Here is a 17,667-nt window from a genome sequence, read left to right on the forward strand (position 1 = left end):
ATGGATCCAATCGTTGCTTTTTTTTGCAAAGATCTTATTCTATTTCCAATTCACACACAACTTTTGAGAATGATCCAATATTGGGTTATAGAAAATGAGACAACTTTTCTTAAGCCATTATTACCGATGATTCCTGATGGAAATCTTGAGTTATTATTTGTTTTACAAAGTAATTTAAAAGAACTGTAATTCAGATGTGATAAATAGAATGCACAACCAACGTTTGGTTTGTGAATATTGATAAAAAAAGGAAGGAGTTACCTAATCAGGTTTTTAGAAGAGGTAAAATAACATTTTCTTATTTATTGATTTTTTCCGTTTATTAAAGCTTTCAATTTTTCGAATGTATTCGGACGGAGTCATTTTTTTAATCTCTTTAAACGCCTTATAAAAAGTAGATTTAGAATTAAATCCAACCTCAAAGGCAATAGAAACTACTGTAAATTCTTTATGTTTATTTTCATTTATTCTTTGTGAAAAATCCTCAACGCGATATTCATTAACCAGTTCGTAAAACGTTTTTTTATAAATGTTATTGAGAACCCATGATAACTTATTGGTTGTAATATTAATTTCATTAGCTAAAATTGACAAACTCAATCCTGGTCGGAGATATCCTTTCTTTTTCTTGAAGAAGTCGTCCACTAAATTTTGAATCTTGCCTATTTCACTTTCGTCAAGTAAATTCTTTCTTTTAGGTATATTTTCATTATTAGAAGGAAAACGAATTTTAAATATTTCTGGATGCTTTAAATTATAAAAGCCTACAATATAAATCTGTATACCAAAGATTAAACATGATATATCCCAAATCATTCTAATATCAATTGGTAATTTAACAACAAATCGCTCAACAATGCCTAACAACCAAAAAAACATATAAACCCACAAACCAATCAGTGTAATCTCTATATATTTTATAATGGTTTGATTAAAGGATAGTTCCTGTTCTTCATTTTTCTTATAGTAATTTAGTAGTCTATTAGATCTAAATAAATATGCCGAGATAAAAACAAAAAAGATGACGTCGTTACAAAACAATAAAGTGTTAAAATAACTGCTTAAATCCTTTATTGAATCATAAGTATAAATATGAAAAAAACAGTATACTAAATACAATAATGCTGGCAAATAGTGATAGTATGCTAATTGATAGTTTCCATTTTTATAAAAAAGTAACCGCCTAATGTACGTGTAAACTAAAGGCCCAATAAAAAGATAAAAAGTATTAATGATATTACCATATAGCCTCAAAAAATCTCTTTCAAATTGATCGCCCATAGCTCTTTCGAATAAAAAAAAACTATAAATAACCAATAAGTACTGTATACTCCTGTTTGCTCCTGTATGCTTTTTAGGGACATACTGAATAGCAAAAATCAAAAAAACGCACTGGCCAATAATTAATGCCAGAAAAAGCTCATATAGTGATATACTCATCCACTTAAAATTTTAACGTTGTTCTGTTTTAATCTAACATAAAAATAAGTTTAATATTTCTTATCACTTTATTTAGTTAGAATTTTGACTTTTATTTATGTATAGATTAAAAAATAGTCTGATACTATAGTTTAGGACATCTAATAATGAAAATCGTTACACTGGATGACAAAAAAAAGTTTTCTTTATGAAAAATTAATGTGAAGAATAACGCCATAAATTTCATTCTATAAGTTTGGTTATAATAAAATTTTTATGTCTGTTGTTATTACTACAACTAACTATTGTGATAGAAATGGTCATAATTATACTGATGAAATTATAAATGAATTTATTATTCCAGCTATTGAAAAACTCGAAAAATAAATAAACAGAATATCAAGAAACTTAAACATACTATTATATAATGTTTTAAAACGACATTTTTCATCAAATCAAATCACAATTATGAAATCGAATTATTTATTCATCCTTATTACTTGTCTATTAATATCATGCAAGAATAATAGTCAATCAAAGAATACACTTTCAAACGAACTAGAGAATTTATACTTTTCAAAAGTTGACCATACAAAAGCTAAAATTTCCACAGAAAAATATTCAAAACACTTCAATTTACATAACGACGCTTACCTAAGTATTGTTTTCAACTTAGAGAAACCATTGATACAAAGTCTTCAAGAATTAGCACCAAGCTTATCTGAAGAAGAATTATTGAGCAAAGGGAATTTTCAATTTTCTTATATAGTCGATGAGAAGATCATTTATGTAGAGAACTTAAACACCGGAGCTGGACCAAAAACTAGAAAAACAGAGAAGCTTAGACAAGTAATACCATTAGTAACGCCCGAACGAATATTTTTCTGGGGCTGGGTTATGTGGCAACGGTTTATGAAAATTAATGGTGGACAAGATGCATTTACAGAAGGAAATCATACGTTAAGTATCGAAGTAAGACCCTATTTATATGGAGATGCATTAAAAGTTGGTCCTCTTTTGGCAAAAGGAAGTATTACCGTAGAAGTGCCTAAAATAATTATTGACGAAAGTTTAATTCCTATTCAAAAAATAGAGGCTAACAGTGGATTTGAAGTTTCCAAAGATAATTTTGATAGTTCTAAAATTGAAGCACTCAATAGAAAAATAGCAGAAGGTAGATTTAATGATATTAACGGAATTGTGGTAATAAAAGAGGGAGAACTCTTAATAGAGGAATATTTTAATGGAGCAACAAGAGATAGTTTACACAACACTAGGTCGGTAGGAAAATCCTTTACCTCTACAATAATGGGCATCGCTATTAAAGATAAAATTATAAAAAACGAAAATGCTTTACTAAAAGATTTTTACGATTTAAAATCCTATAAAAATTATAGTATAAAAAAAGACTCGGTTACTTTAAAATCACTTTTGACCATGAGTTCTGGGTTTCTTGGTAATGATAGGGATGATGAAAGCCTCGGTACTGAAGATAAGATGCAAGCTTCTGATAACTGGGTGAAGTTTGCTTTAGATTTACCCATGCATAAAGACAAGATAATAGGCAAAGACTATAATTACTTTACTGCAGGAACTTGTTTGCTTGGAGATATTATTCATAAATCAGTTCCCGACGGACTCGTTTCTTATGCCGATAAAAAACTATTTACCCCATTAGGTATTAACAATTATAAATGGTTTTATACACCTCAAAATATAGCATATACAGGTGGAGGCATACAACTTCGAGCTATCGATTTTGCTAAATATGCACAGCTTTATAAAAACAAAGGGCTTTGGAATGGTAAACAAATCTTAACTGAAGAATGGGTAGAAAAAAGTTTAGCCAAGCAAGTTTCTCAGGATTATGGAGGTATAAAAGGCTTGTATTACGGTTATCTTTTCTGGAATAGAGTATATACGGTCAATGATAAAGATTATGAAGTCTCTTTCAGTACTGGAAATGGAGGTAATAGAATTTTTATTTTTAAAGATATTCCTTTTGTTATTGTCATTACAGCTTCAGCATATAACAAACCTGGAACTATTGCCACCGTTGACAAAATGATGAATGACTATATATTACCAGCCATACTCGATAAAAAATAAAGAAAGCAACATATTTATTACACATTATTCCTTAACGTAATCATAACTAAAACCATGTACAAAAAAGTAGCAATATTAATATTTTTTATAGCATCAATTTCATCTAGCTGCGCACAACAAAACATAAAAGACTATATAGGAGAATGGGAAGGGAAAACAACAAATACTAATGACCTTAACCTAAATATAGCGATTGAGTTGAAAGGGGAAGATGCTGTTTTTAAACTTTCAAACAGCAGGGAAATCCTTTCAAAAAATTTTAAGCTAGAGAAAGAAGTTAAACTTTCACTAGATGAAAACCTAAGTTTTAGAGGATTACTTAACAGCGATAAATCGATGATAACAGGATTTATGAGAATAAAAAAAGATTTATATCCCACAAAATTATATAAAAAGGGAAATCGTTATGTGGGTAAATGGAATCTATCAGCACTGTATTATCTGCAACCAAATGATTTAAAATTAAAAATGAAAGAAGTAAATGATGATGGTTACACTGTATATCCTATGCTAGGTTCGTTTTGGGTGAGTGGTTTTAAACAAAAAGATGACACTATATCATTCGAGGATTATAAGACGGGGCTTGATTTTGAAGGAATATTAAAGCCTTCAGAAATTATTTTAAATATAAAAACAGGCGACAATCTTATAGCATCTGCTTCGTTTAAAAAAGCCAAAAAAGTTAGTAGTTACAATAAAACAACTTTGCAAATCAATGATGGTTGGGACCTTTCAAAAAATCAACTAGTCCTACCAAAAATGGAAGAAGGCATTCATAATAATAGTCTTGTAGGAATAGAGAGTGTGATTGTAGCAAAAAATGATAAGATTATATATGAGAATTATTTTGCAGATTTTAATGCTAAAATTCCGCATGGTATGCGTTCTGCTTCAAAAAGTATATCATCCGCAATCATTGGTATTGCTATTGACGATAAAATTATAGAAAGCGTAGACGAAAAACTATATGATTTTATACCTCAAGAATATCAGTACACAAAAGATAGTATGAAATCTAAAATCACTATTAAAGACTTATTGACAATGAGTTCTGGTCTAGATGTTAATAATAAAGCTTATGAGGGATACTATCAGGACGAATCAGACGACAGTTGGCTAAAAACAGTTCTAGAAGCACCCATGGTGCACGAATCAGGAACTTATACTGATTATGGCTCTGCCAATCCATTTTTACTAGGTATTAGTTTAAATGAGCGCTTAGATATTCCGTTAGAGTTTTATATGGACAACAAGCTTTTCGCACCGCTAGGCATTGCAAATTATATTATGAATACAGACGATACGGGTATCATACCCTATTTTGGTGGCGGATTGTATCTAACCCCTAGAGACATGCTTAAATTTGGACAGCTCTATCTCAACAAAGGTACTTGGCAGGGAAAACGTATCATTTCAGAAGACTGGGTGGAAGAATCGTTTAAAAAACATACGCGATTGCAGGACGTAAGAGATAAAAATGAATATGGTTACCAATGGTGGCATGACACCTATATGATTAATGGAGAAACTATTAAAACAATTGAAGCTAGAGGAGCTGGAGGTCAACGCATTATTTTAATTCCTGAGTTGGAATCTGTAGTGGTTATAACAGCTGGAAATTATAGGAATAGAAAAAGCAATCTATCAGGTGAAATATTTAGAGATTACGTGCTTCCTGCCATTAAGAACTAAAAGGCAAACTCATATCGCAAAAGTTAGAAAAAATAGTTTCCTTAAACTTGAAAACTAACTGTAACATTTAGTAAAATTACTTGTCAGTTATATGTAATGAAGTTCGAAGTTAAAAACTAGGTTGTACTGTAGGATTTCAGTTTAAGGAGAAAGGAGTTTGCCAGCTCTTTAGAAATCCTTTAAAGAAGAAATTCAACGTGTTTAAAAGAATAAGGCTCTCAATAAAGAAAACAAATAATTTATGAAATACCTCATTTTAATAACTGTGCTATTTTTTTCATGCAAGGGCAAACAAGAAAAATCAATAAATAGTAATGAAAAACAATACGTTGAAAACATTTCTGGAGCAAAAATATCTACTCAAAAAATAGAACAATTCATTGGAGATAAAATGGAAGTAATGAATATTCCTGGTCTATCTATGGCAATTATCAATAAAGGAGAAATAGCATATCATATCACTAAAGGATTTGCTAACATTGAAGATGACAAGGAAGTAAACGAACAAACATTATTTGAGGGAGCTTCTATTTCCAAACCCATGTTCGCCTATTTGGTTATGCAGTTAGTTGATGAAGCAAAGTTAGAACTAGATAGACCTCTATATCAATATATTCAACAACCTTTTCCAGGGCTGGATAACACAGATGAAGATTATAAAGAGATTACTGCACGTATGGTACTTTCCCATAGTACGGGATTCCCCAATTGGCGCGGCAACTCAACATTGAGCACTCAATTTAAACCAGGAACCAAATTTGGCTACTCTGGTGAAGGCTATCAATATTTGGTTCATGTAGTTCAGTCAATACTTAATACTGATTATATGGGTTTAGAATCATATTTTCAAGAAAAAGTTGCTATTCCTCTTAAAATGGACAATACAACCTACATTCCAAATTCTAAAACTCTAAAAAATAAAGCTAAAGCGTATAAAAGTGGAGCTCCTATACCCAAACGGAAAAATGCTCAGGAATTTAATGCTGCTGCAGGAATTCATTCTGAAGCTATATCTTATTCAAACTGGCTAATAAATTTGATGAACAAAAAAGACTTAACAAAAGAAAGCTACGATGAATTATTTAAAGACCAAATTACTACACCTAAACAGGAATGGTTTAACAATGTTGGTATCACAAATTGGACGTTAGGATTTGCAAAGCACAAATTTGAGTTTCTTGATACACCTATTTGCGGTCATATTGGAAATAATGAAGGATTTACGAGTCTTTTCTTAATGGACCTAAATAAAAAATGGGGAGTAGTAATCTTTACCAATGCAGACCAAGCTAGTGATTTTGGGTTTGATTTATTCAAATACATCAACACTAAAAACAACCCATAATAATGACTTATGCTTCTATTTACTTCTTAAACGAATTTATAAATAGATATTTAAGAATCTGAAAATATTGGAAGCCTATATACTTCCTGCGATTAAGAACTAAAAGATAAACTCATATCGCAAAAGTTATAAAAAATAGTTTTTTCACGCATAAAAACTAACTGTAACATTTCGTAAAATTACTTGTCAGTTGTATGTAATGAAGTTCAAAAAATACAAACTAAAAATGTCTCATCTTCTTAAGTATCGAGAACAATTAAACTTAACTCAAGAACAATTAGCCACTAAAGCTAATATTTCTGTTAGAACTATTCAACGCATTGAAGCAGGAAAAGAACTTAAAGGCCATACTTTAGAAGCGCTATCTAAAGCGTTGGAAATACCCAAAGAAAAATTAGTCGCAGTTGATTTTGAAAAAAAGGAAGACAGCATATCTTTGGTTAAACTAATAAATATATCTTCTTTATTCTTAATTATTCTGCCATTTGGAAGTATCATTTTTCCAATTATAATTATGTATTGGAAAAAGGCCTTTAATCCTATTACCAAGCAAATTATAACTATTCAAATTCTGTGGACATTTTTGTTTCCTTTAGTTGTGCTATTAGGAGTTTTTATTGGTAAAACAGTAAACTTAAATAATCACATGGTACCAATTCTAATACTCTTAATGCTCTTTATTAATGCATATATTATTATTCGCAATACAATCGAATTAGATAAAAAAAAGAAGTTATTTATAAACCTGAAATTCAATATATTATAATATTGTCGTCTATATTTCGGGTCATTGTCAGGTCAATTTGAGAGTTTTTTTGTTGTTAAAAAGTACTATTGCTTATGGAAAGTATCAGCGATACTAATATCCATAATTTATAGTATTCATCAACTTAAAAAATCAAAATTCATGAAAATCAAAAAACAACCTATATTATTCATAGTACTATTTACTCTATGTTCATCTTTTATTAAAGCGCAAAATTACACCGATGCATTCAATGAAATAATTAAAAAAGAACTAGAACACCAAAGTCCAGGGGGCTCAGTTTTAGTTTCAAAAAAAGGAAGTGTCATTTACAATTATCATTATGGAAAAGCAAATTTAGAATTAGATGTTACAACAAGTTCTAAAAGTGTGTATCGGATAGCATCGCTTTCTAAACAGTTTACAGCAATAGCCATTTTAAAACTTGCTGAAGAACAAAAATTATCTCTAGAAGATGATATAAAGAAATATCTGCCAGATTACCCTACACAAGACAAAACTATTACGCTTGAACATTTATTGTCTCATACTTCAGGCATTAAGGATTATCTCAATATAGAAAGTTTTAATAAAGCTTTTCAAAGACAGGATATGAGCCCAAAAGAGCTGATTGATTTCTTTAAAAATCAACCTATGGATTTTGAACCTGGTTCAAAATATCAATATTCAAGTTCTGGTTATATTATTCTAGGCCATATTATAGAAGTAATTTCTGGAATCTCTTATGAAGATTATATGAAAGAAACTATTTTTAAACCCATTGGTCTAAACAATACATTTTATGATAATACTGAAACACTAATTAAAAACAGAGTTTCAGGATATAAGAATAGAAATGGTGTATATGAAAATATCGATTTTCTAAGCATGACACTTCCTTATGCAGCTGGTTCACTAGCATCAACTACAGAGAACTTGTTTAAATGGAACGAAGCCTTAAAATCAGAGAAGATTATAGCTTCTAAATCACTTAGCAAGGCTTATACAGCCTTTAAACTAAACTCAGGGAAATCAGGTCTTCAAGGATATGGCTGGGAAATTGGAAATGTACAAGGTATTAAAGCTGTAAAACATAGTGGTGGTATCAATGGCTTCATTACTTACGTCTTATCTGTACCTGAAAAAGATATCTACGTAGCTATTTTAACCAATTCTGAAAATACAAACAACTTAGGTCAAATTACATCAAAGCTTGCTGCAATTGCTTTGGATAATCCTTACAAACTTATATCCAAAGACATTCCTAAATCACAAATAGAAGCCTTAAATGGAATTTATGAGAATAATGATGGTGTACAAAAGACTATTCGTTTTGAAGATGGTTCACTTCTCCTTTTTGATAGAGGAAAAACAAAAAATAAACTAATACCGTTTAAAAAGAATAACTTTTTTCTAGAAAACAGCTTAACAACATTTTCTATTAAAGAAGAGAATGACACTCTACAATTAGTTGAAAATAACACTTATCAAATAACTACGTGGAAGCGAATTGATAAAGAGGTTAAAAGTTTTAAAGCAAAAAAAGTAAGGCTTAGTGAATTAAAAAAATACCAAGGAAAATACGAACTCGGTCCTGAGTTTTACTTTGAAGTTAAGATTGAAAACAATAAGCTTATTGGACAAATAAGGGCTGATAAAAAAGAATTAGTTCCCATAGGGAACAATCAATTTATAGCTAGAGATATTGATGCTAAATTAACCTTTAATTTAGATGAAAATCAAAAAGTTATTAGTTTAACTTTAGATCAAGGCAGAGAAATGGCCGCTAAAAAGATATATTAATACTATGAGTTGATGGAATAAAATTACATCAATTTTTCATATAAAATCTTTGCAATCTAAATAGTAGCTATCCTATATATGTTAACGTTAATTTGAAGAAATAAATATTATAAGAACACACTTTGTGTGATATATGAATATACCACATTTTGAAACACTTATAAAATCACGTTAGACTTTATCTAGACTTAGGATCTGGTGCCCCGAGGTGTGGGAGTTCGAGTCTCCCCGCCCGCACTGTAAAAAAAGCTTCTTGGAAACAAGAGGCTTTTTTTGTTTGGGTACAACATCTGTATTAATATGCCAAATGCTATTATTTCAATTTAGTATTTGATTTATTTTTTCCCGCATGAAGTAAGATGATACAATGAACCTATTTGTTATGACTTATTATAGTCTCAGTTATATATAATGATCGATAGACACCAATCACATATCCGATATAGTTTTGTCATTGAAAACAAATACGGGAATAATAGACCATGCTACTAATATTCCAAAATAGAATAGTTCAGAAATCACATTATAGTAATTTGCTGCCAACATCCCTCCAATCATTATAACATGTGCTAAAAACGCCCATAATAGACCTGAAAAAAGGTTTTTTTTATTTAAAGGATACTTTTTAAGAATATATCTAGCGAATAAACCATAACAAGGAACAAATATTAATAGAGAGGTAAGTAACCCTGGGTTATAAGTGAAGTTGACTACAGCTGCCAAAATATGAACAAAAGCATTCACTACTATAATTCCTGCCATTGAAAATAATGGGAAAAGATGCTTTGGGCTTCTCCATATAGCCAAAAATCCTAATAACCAAACCAACGACGTATTAATAACGAAAACACTTGCCTTGGACAATGGATTAATACTTGAGTCAGTTTCACTAAGTACGGTTCTTATGAAATTATTGTTGTAAGTATAAAAAGCATAATGATTACCAAATAAATCTATCCAGTGCTCCTCAAATTGATGAAGTATATATGCTAAAAGCATCAATAGTGCTATTAATCGAAAGTGATTTTGTTTTTTGAAAGAGTAGTTCTCTCCTAAAAACAGGAAAACACCAATAAGAATAAAAGGAACTGCATATGTACCAATTTTCATCCAATGGTTAATGAGGAAATCCTGTTGGCCTAATGGCAACCATAGCATTAAAAAAAGAAGTGCTACGCTCGTAGTTAATAAATGTTTGTTTTCCATAATGTTCGTATAAAATTCTCAGGTATTCTTAAAAGTTTATTATTTCTAGAGCTCAACTCGGAGTAAAACATAAAAACAAGGTGTATTCCATTTCACTTCTGATTGAATCTAAATTCTTCACAAGAAAAAATCAGAATCCAAAACCAAAGCCAAATGAAAAACGAATTCCATCATCGCTATTAAAAATTCCTACCCTAGCTGATATAAGATCAGAAGCATTAACAAATAAACCTCCACCATACGAAGTATTCCAAGTGTTTGAATCATCATTGGACAACCAAACTCTACCATAGTCAAACCCTCCATATGCACCAAGGACAAGTGGAATTACGCTAGTTCTTACATTCTTAATAGCCAAACGTAAATCTGTATTTTGATAAAAAGATGATTTACCCGTAAAACGCTGAAAACGGTATCCTCTTAAACCATTTTCTGCTCCAATACTTGCGCCTTGATAAAATTGAAAATCGTTTCCAATAGTTATCTGTCCAGAAATTTTGGTTGCCAACACAAGCGCACCTGAAGGTATTACCTTATAATCCATGGACAATTTTGGAATGATATAGCCATAACCTTTGCCTCCTTCGGCTGTATTTATCTTGTATCCTCCCAGTAATGAAAAATCAAAACCAAGTGTTGGAAAAGCGATATTATCAGTATTTTTATAGGAATACGCTGCATCCGCTCCCAAGAAAGAATTTTTGTTATCCAAGTTAGGATTTGCTGCATAGAAATCTTCAATGAACCGTCCTTCCGTTTCCTCAACCTTAATATCCTCAAATGAAACACCCAACCTAAATGTAGAACCATATCTTCCTCTCCATAATAAAGAAGGGGCAAATTTTAGTACTTCTATTTTGACTCGATTAAAGTCAAGATCCAGGTTATCATCAAAATTTTCGGTCTCATTTCCAAAACCAAAAAAGTTAATACTGAAGTTTGGACTGGTATATTTCGCATCAATTGTAAGGGAAGCCTTGCCTAAAACTCTCACAAATTCGCCTTTATAAGAAAAATCATATCCACTAGTTGCAAAATAAAAAGCAGCATTAAATTTATGTTGACTTGTAAACGGTTCCTGTAAAAAACCCTTATAAGTATATGTATCACTAATGCTAATCTTGAAACCGTCGTCGGGATTGGAACCGATTGAGGGAATAATTAAGTTATTACTTTGTTTTGCCTTAAAAGGGTCATAGGTATTAATGTTGTAATTGTTTGTCAAATGCTTCTTACCGTTTTCAGTTTTAAATGTATTCTTTTGCGTTTTATAATCATAAATTATTGTCTTTCTCCTCTGGCCAATATCATAAATATCATTGTTTTGGCCACCTATTAATCTAATTTTAGGACCTATATCTTTGCTTGCCTTTACCTCGAAATAATCATCGTCGTCCAAACCATATATCCATATCTCTTTGGTAACTTTCTTGTCGAACTCTCTTTTGAAAAAAACATCATCTTTCCCCCCGTTTTTTATTCTATAACCTGTAATTCTGGTAAACCCATTACCTATATCCTCGATTTGGAAATAGTCATCTTTATTAGTCCCTACAATAACCGCTCTTTTGTTTATTATTTGATAATATTCCAAAGCTATCTCTCTAAGAGCATCTTTTCTAGATAATAGTTTTCTTTTGATTTCCTTTACGGTCCCATCTTGAACCTCTATGGGAAACTGGGAAAGTGCAGAATCTATTATTCGTTCATCTATATTTTGTTGAATAAATTCAGCCTGTATTATCCATTGTTCCAGGGTAGTTTCTGGAAGGATATAGGTGTCCAATGAAAATGTTTTTGATGATGAATTGAATCCTTTTACATTTCTAATCTTATCATCAAAACCTTCCATCAGTCGTAATGCTGGTATTGACCGTGTTGCAAGACCCATGAGAAATCCATCGCCCATTATCGAATATGCTTGATCTCTATCACGGGGCACTGGCCTGTATACCTTGTCACCAGATTTTTTACCTTTAAATTCTGCCCAACGCCACTGATCGTTATGCCGATCCCAGTCACCAATTAACATATCAAAAAGGCGTGCTTTGATGTAAGCCTCCTTATCCACCGTATATTTTTCATCAGAAGAAATCTTCTCTATTAAATCTGGCGTACTTATCAATTTGTTGGAGTATCCAAAACTTTTTTGATCTCCATGACCATCTGTGGCTCGTTCTTCAATCATAAATAGTTGGTTGCCAAACTCATCATTATATTCGCCAAGTGCATTTTGCTTTGGTATATAATACAGTACCGGGTTGGTATGGTAGATGCCAACAGCATCAGAAAGTGTTCCAATGGTAAATGGGGCATAGGGATGATCACCTGTGTAATAATCTGTCAGAATCCGATTTGGGGCCAGCCCTTCTGTCTTCCCTATTATAAATTCTTCTTTGGCCACCATTGCTTGTAAATATGCTTCTGCACTTTTCTTTAGAGCTCGCATTACGTACTCTTTACCTTGATTATTTTTTAATCGTAACGATTTAGATTGGTGACCTCCACCTTTTCTCACTACTCTTAAGCCGCCGAATAGAGTATCTAAATTAACAATAGGTGCGCTAACTTGAGTACCGTAGTACTTTCGGTAACGTTCTCCCCAAAACCATTTGTGGAACCCACTTTTATCAATTGCTGTTGAGTCATAAACAGAGGCTGTAATTTCTTTTGGGAAGTTGGTGTCGTAATCAGGGAGTGAGGCGTCCTTATTTGCCTTAAATATCTGGTTTTGGTATACCATTTTATTCTCAGCAGCAGTAAAAAAACTGACCTGGGAAGAACCATTGGATGCGACATCCAAACGTGAATAGCCATTTGCACCATATGCAAATTGTCCTCCCTTTCTATTTCTTACAGGTGTGGCTTTAACCAGTGACCCGCTTATGATCTGATGTACATTGTTTTGCTCTAAATATTGTAAATTCTGTTCGTGACCAGAAAGAAATATAACTTTGTCATTATATTGAGCAAGGGTTACCATGCGCTTTCTAAAGGACCTGTAAGCACTATTCTGTAAGCTGTTGGTATTAAATCCCCCTGTTTTTTTAAAAACATTTTTTATTGTTCCCAAAACAGGTAAAGGAGTCATACTTTGTCCAAAAGAATATTGTCCTCCACCGTTGCCATTGCTATACATTGGATGATGGACTGCAAAAAGAATGGTCTTTCCAACATTCTTTTTCACCAAACTTTCTATCTCTGAAAAGAATGACTCTCTATCTCTGATAGTACAGTTATCGTTTATTTTAGGGTGTTTGTCCCAATCTGCAAAATACCATTCGCTATCCACCATAATTAAGGTGATAGCATCATTTATTTTAATGTCTTCAATGGGGCAGCCATTTTCTGGTAAAAATGAGTTTTTACCCAAACCTTCATTAACATAGTCTTCAATAGTTTGAAGAGCATCCATATCTGAACTCCATTCATTTGAACCAGCTAAATAAATTACTTTTCCTCTAAATTTACTTAGAACGTCTATTTGAGTTTTTAGCTGATTTTGAATTACTTTTTCGCTTTTTTTCTTATCAGAAGAGATACTTGAAATTGAGTTGCCAAGTACTAATAGCGTACTTTTATCATTACTTTCATTAACGATATTATTCAATGTGCGCAGATACTCTTCTTGATTTGTTTTTTTAGAATCGCCTATACCACCAATTAAAAAAAAACTATGTTTTTCCGAAGAGTTTTCAATGACTTTTTTTTCGTTTACAGATTGTAGCTCATATGTAGCACATCGTGTAAAGAGTAAGCCAATAAAACAACTAAACAATATTCTTTTCATACTTACTACATTCGTCATAATTAATAGTGATATACAGTTAAATATTTTATCTTTCTTTTTCAAAATGCCTTCCATAAGGCAGTTATATGGGTCTTTCTCTTAAGAACACTAACTGTTTAATTATCAAGTCTTTTAATTTATTCGTTACTAGTTCTGAAGAAATTAATACGTTGAAAATGACAAGTCTTTACAGTTTTATCTCAATTTGATATCCTTTTTACAGTAAACGGATAACATTTGAAAAAACAAAAACCAATACGGTAAAAACAAAACCTACCAAAAAAGCATTATATGAGTGTTCTAGTATTTTGAACCCTCTTACCATATTTTTTTCAAAGACATAATGTGTACGAACTTGATTTCCAATTTGTAGTTCTTGACTCTGAACAATCTTATGATATGCTTCTTCATATTCTTTCAGAGATAAATAGCCGGATAAGCCTACCATAAAAGAATTGGTTTCAGGGTCTGGATAGTTTGAAACAATTTCTTTTTTGTGACTCTTCATTATCCTCGAAAGAGGTGGTTTAGCTGCCAACAAGGCTAAGACCAAAGAAACAAAGGAGCAGCTTACGAGAACTAAACCAATTAGCATTCCATTTTCTATTTCTGAAATGTGCTCAAAAAATATCACAATCCCAGAAATAAGTGTTGTATTTATTCTAATTAATATAGCAGCTTTTCTGTCCAAAACATTTACCATATTAACCATTATTTTGTTTTGGTTACGTTGAAAAGTAGCCATTGACTTTCGAGGTTCTTTTTTTGTCCGATAAAGAGTCTCTACTGTGTCTTTTAAACCTTTTGTTTCATCATTTTCAGTTGATTGCATTTTTTTAACCGATTGTTAGTTATTTGAAATTTTGTTAAAAATTCAGACTCATGTAAGAACCGATACCAATAAAAACAAATGGAACGGTGTTAATACCTTTTTAAGTAGCACCAGATAACACACTTACTTTTCGGGCAAACAATACACTTGAAATGCCACCTATGATAGTTAAAAATCCAGCAGTTTGAAGTCCTAAGAACTCATTTGAAAGCACAGTAAGTAACAAAACTATAGCTCCAATAGCATTTACAAAACCACTTATCAAACGATACATCAGCATATTCTTTTTTATAGCAACTTTTGAATTCAACGTGGCAAACGAAAACATAATTTCAATTAGGCCATAACAAAGACAGAAGTAGGTAAAATACAGCAGAAAGGACTGTAAAGAATCAGGCACAAAAATTACTAGCGCAGAAAATGCTATAAATAGACCTCCTTGAATTTTATGAAAAGTACTGGCCGTTTTATTTTGTTCGTTAGCTATAGCAAATTTGAAGGTTGTGAAACCACTCAATAGTAGTAATAAGGGTAACACTATCTTTGATGTAGTAATACCAATATTTTTAGAAAATAACATGACAACACCTGCAAGTATCATTGCTATTCCGCTCAGCATAAAAAGATTTGTTTTGTTCATCGTTCGTTATAATATTTATTCAGACATTCTTAAATTAAAGATGCTTTTCTTTATAATGATTAGGAATTTTTAAAACTTGTACTTGATGCAGACTTAACTGCTCTTGCCCATTTTTCTGGGATAGGTTCTTGTAGTAACGAACCAGGTTCGATATATTGAAATAGCTCACTATAATTTTTTATTTCGGTAAAATCTGTTCTTCTAACGCGATGCCAAGGTTTCAATTCGCTTGTACTTTCTAAACCCATTGCACCAATAATTTCCGCGACACTTTCGACTGTGCTATCATGAAATGTAGATGTTCGTTTAGCTTTATCTTCTACATTTAAAGCTTGCATGTAGTGTGGGTCTTGCGTGGCGACTCCTGTTGGACAGGTGTTTGCGTTACATTTAAGCGATTGAATGCATCCAACGGCTAACATCATTGCACGTGCAGAGTAGCATAAATCGGCGCCAACGGCCATATTCTTTACAATATCAAAACCAGAAATTATTTTGCCACTACAAATAACCCGAAGCTTACTTCTTAAATTAAAACCCGTTAATGCATTATGCACAAAAATTAAGGCCTCTGTCAACGGCGCACCAATACTATTAGAAAATTCAAGTGGCGCAGAACCTGTACCACCTTCACCGCCATCAACAGCGATGTAATCTGGAAGAATGTTTGTTTCGACCATTGCTTTACAAATAGCTAAAAATTCCCTACGCTTTCCGACACATAATTTAAACCCAATAGGCTTTCCTCCAGATAAGTCACGAAGTTGTTTTACAAATTCCAAAAGTTCCATAGGAGTAGAGAAAGTCGAATGTGCCGGTGGAGAATTCACATCTTTGCCTAATGGTACATTCCTAATCTCAGAAATTTCTTTTGTAACCTTTGCTGCAGGTAAAATTCCGCCATGACCTGGCTTTGCACCTTGCGATAGTTTTACTTCAATCATCTTCACATTTGCATGGGAGGATTTTTCTTTAAATAAATCTGGGTCAAATTTTCCTTCTAAGGTTCTCGCCCCAAAGTATCCTGTTCCTATTTGCCAAATTAGATCTCCACCATTTTTTAAGTGGTGCTCGGTTAAACCACCTTCACCGGTATTCTGTGCAAAACCGCTATTCTTAGCTCCCTGATTTAATGCTAAAACCGCATTTTTACTTAGTGCGCCATAGCTCATAGCAGAGATATTCAAAATACTGGCATCATACGGTTTCAAACAATCTGAACCTCCAATAGTAACGCGCATTGTTTCAGGGTCGACTTTAATTGGATTTAAAGAGTGATTAACCCACTCATACCCTACTTCGCTTACATTCATTTGAGTACCAAATGGTAATGTGTCAAGTGTGTTTTTAGCACGCTGATATACTAAAGAACGTTGTTGCCGTGAAAAAGGAACACCACTAGAGTTAGATTCAATAAAGTACTGGTTAATTTCTGGTCCAATACCTTCAAGTAGGTAACGAAAGTTTCCTATGAGCGGAAAATTTCTTCGAATAGCATGCTTTTTTTGAAGCATATCATTTAACCCAATTAGGAATAATGGAATAACTATAACCAAACTCCAAAGAATAGGTTTCCATACAAATTGTAAGACAACAATTATAAGAATAACAAGTATGGAGGAAATAATAAATTGTCTTTTCATTTTTTGCTCTTTACATGACTATTGAATTATGCTATTTTTTCTTTTTTTAAAATAGTTGTCAATACTAAAACTTCCACCTCCTGAAAAAAAGAGATAGAAAAATATGAAGCAATACAACACAGATAATTCTCCACCATTTATTATTGGTAAAAATGATTTGCTAATGAAAACCATGCAATAAGCAACTGCCATCATTCCACTTAGAATGAATGCAGTCCAACGTGTAAAAAGACCAATGATTAGTAATATTCCACCCAGAAATTCTAAAATACCAGCTACCAAGAGTAAACTAGAAAGCTCTCCTTGTGCAGTTTCTGTTGGTGGATAGCCAAATAGTTTTTGTGTTCCGTGCCAAAATATTAGAAACCCCATTATAATTCTTAATAATGCTAATACTTTAGAGTGCCATTTGTCCCAAAATTTATTCATATTTCTAAGATTTA

The 17,667-nt window shown here is 32.1% G+C and carries 13 protein-coding genes; 6 read left to right on the forward strand and 7 right to left on the reverse strand.

Translation table 11 applies throughout. The annotated features are described in order from the left end of the window. On the forward strand, positions 1 to 189 hold a 189-nt coding region (locus Q0910_RS16040; RefSeq protein WP_299218609.1), incomplete at its 5' end, for a hypothetical protein. An 84-nt stretch (positions 190 to 273) separates the two neighbouring features. Here Q0910_RS16040 and Q0910_RS16045 read toward each other — a convergent pair. Then, a complete protein-coding gene (locus Q0910_RS16045; RefSeq protein WP_299218611.1) occupies positions 274 to 1,440 on the reverse strand; it encodes a helix-turn-helix domain-containing protein in 1,167 nt (388 codons plus the stop codon). Between the two features lie 663 nt (positions 1,441 to 2,103). On the opposite strand from Q0910_RS16045, the gene Q0910_RS16050 reads away from it, so the two are divergent. The 5 genes from Q0910_RS16050 to Q0910_RS16070 all read left to right on the forward strand — a co-directional run bounded on the left by Q0910_RS16050 (position 2,104) and on the right by Q0910_RS16070 (position 9,113). Then, complete coding sequence (locus Q0910_RS16050) at positions 2,104 to 3,528, forward strand: serine hydrolase (RefSeq protein WP_299218613.1); 1,425 nt, start codon at positions 2,104 to 2,106, stop codon at positions 3,526 to 3,528. A gap of 54 nt (positions 3,529 to 3,582) precedes the next feature. Further along, positions 3,583 to 5,220 carry a serine hydrolase gene (locus Q0910_RS16055; protein ID WP_299218615.1) on the forward strand — a complete coding sequence of 546 codons (1,638 nt, stop codon included), beginning with the start codon at positions 3,583 to 3,585 and terminating at the stop codon, positions 5,218 to 5,220. 241 nt (positions 5,221 to 5,461) lie between these two features. Then, entirely contained in the window at positions 5,462 to 6,565 is a 1,104-nt protein-coding gene (locus tag Q0910_RS16060; RefSeq protein WP_299218617.1) for a serine hydrolase domain-containing protein, read from the forward strand. 226 nt (positions 6,566 to 6,791) lie between these two features. Beyond that, complete coding sequence (locus Q0910_RS16065) at positions 6,792 to 7,331, forward strand: helix-turn-helix transcriptional regulator (protein WP_299218619.1); 540 nt, start codon at positions 6,792 to 6,794, stop codon at positions 7,329 to 7,331. 141 nt (positions 7,332 to 7,472) lie between these two features. Next, positions 7,473 to 9,113, forward strand: coding sequence for a serine hydrolase (locus Q0910_RS16070; RefSeq protein WP_299218621.1), 1,641 nt, complete (start codon positions 7,473 to 7,475; stop codon positions 9,111 to 9,113). Positions 9,114 to 9,542: 429 nt separating this feature from the next. Here the strand turns inward: Q0910_RS16070 and Q0910_RS16075 are convergent, their stop codons facing one another. The 6 genes from Q0910_RS16075 to Q0910_RS16100 all read right to left on the reverse strand — a co-directional run bounded on the left by Q0910_RS16075 (position 9,543) and on the right by Q0910_RS16100 (position 17,653). Further along, positions 9,543 to 10,319: an HXXEE domain-containing protein gene (locus Q0910_RS16075; protein ID WP_299218623.1), complete on the reverse strand. Its 777-nt coding sequence runs from the start codon at positions 10,317 to 10,319 to the stop codon at positions 9,543 to 9,545. Between the two features lie 130 nt (positions 10,320 to 10,449). After that, the gene (locus Q0910_RS16080) at positions 10,450 to 14,109 is read right to left on the reverse strand and encodes a phosphoesterase (RefSeq protein ID WP_299218625.1); all 3,660 of its coding nucleotides are present in this window, start codon (positions 14,107 to 14,109) and stop codon (positions 10,450 to 10,452) included. A gap of 217 nt (positions 14,110 to 14,326) precedes the next feature. Then, positions 14,327 to 14,941 (reverse strand): Pycsar system effector family protein, encoded by a 615-nt coding sequence (locus Q0910_RS16085; RefSeq protein ID WP_299218627.1) that lies wholly within the window; start codon positions 14,939 to 14,941, stop codon positions 14,327 to 14,329. 100 nt (positions 14,942 to 15,041) lie between these two features. Beyond that, a complete protein-coding gene (locus Q0910_RS16090; protein ID WP_299218629.1) occupies positions 15,042 to 15,581 on the reverse strand; it encodes a hypothetical protein in 540 nt (179 codons plus the stop codon). A 59-nt stretch (positions 15,582 to 15,640) separates the two neighbouring features. Next, positions 15,641 to 17,224 carry an FMN-binding glutamate synthase family protein gene (locus Q0910_RS16095; protein ID WP_299218632.1) on the reverse strand — a complete coding sequence of 528 codons (1,584 nt, stop codon included), beginning with the start codon at positions 17,222 to 17,224 and terminating at the stop codon, positions 15,641 to 15,643. A gap of 18 nt (positions 17,225 to 17,242) precedes the next feature. Next, entirely contained in the window at positions 17,243 to 17,653 is a 411-nt protein-coding gene (locus Q0910_RS16100) for a DoxX family protein (protein ID WP_299218635.1), read from the reverse strand. Positions 17,654 to 17,667: the final 14 nt, after the last annotated feature.

The organism is uncultured Aquimarina sp., assembly GCF_947495315.1.
Classification (GTDB): domain Bacteria; phylum Bacteroidota; class Bacteroidia; order Flavobacteriales; family Flavobacteriaceae; genus Aquimarina.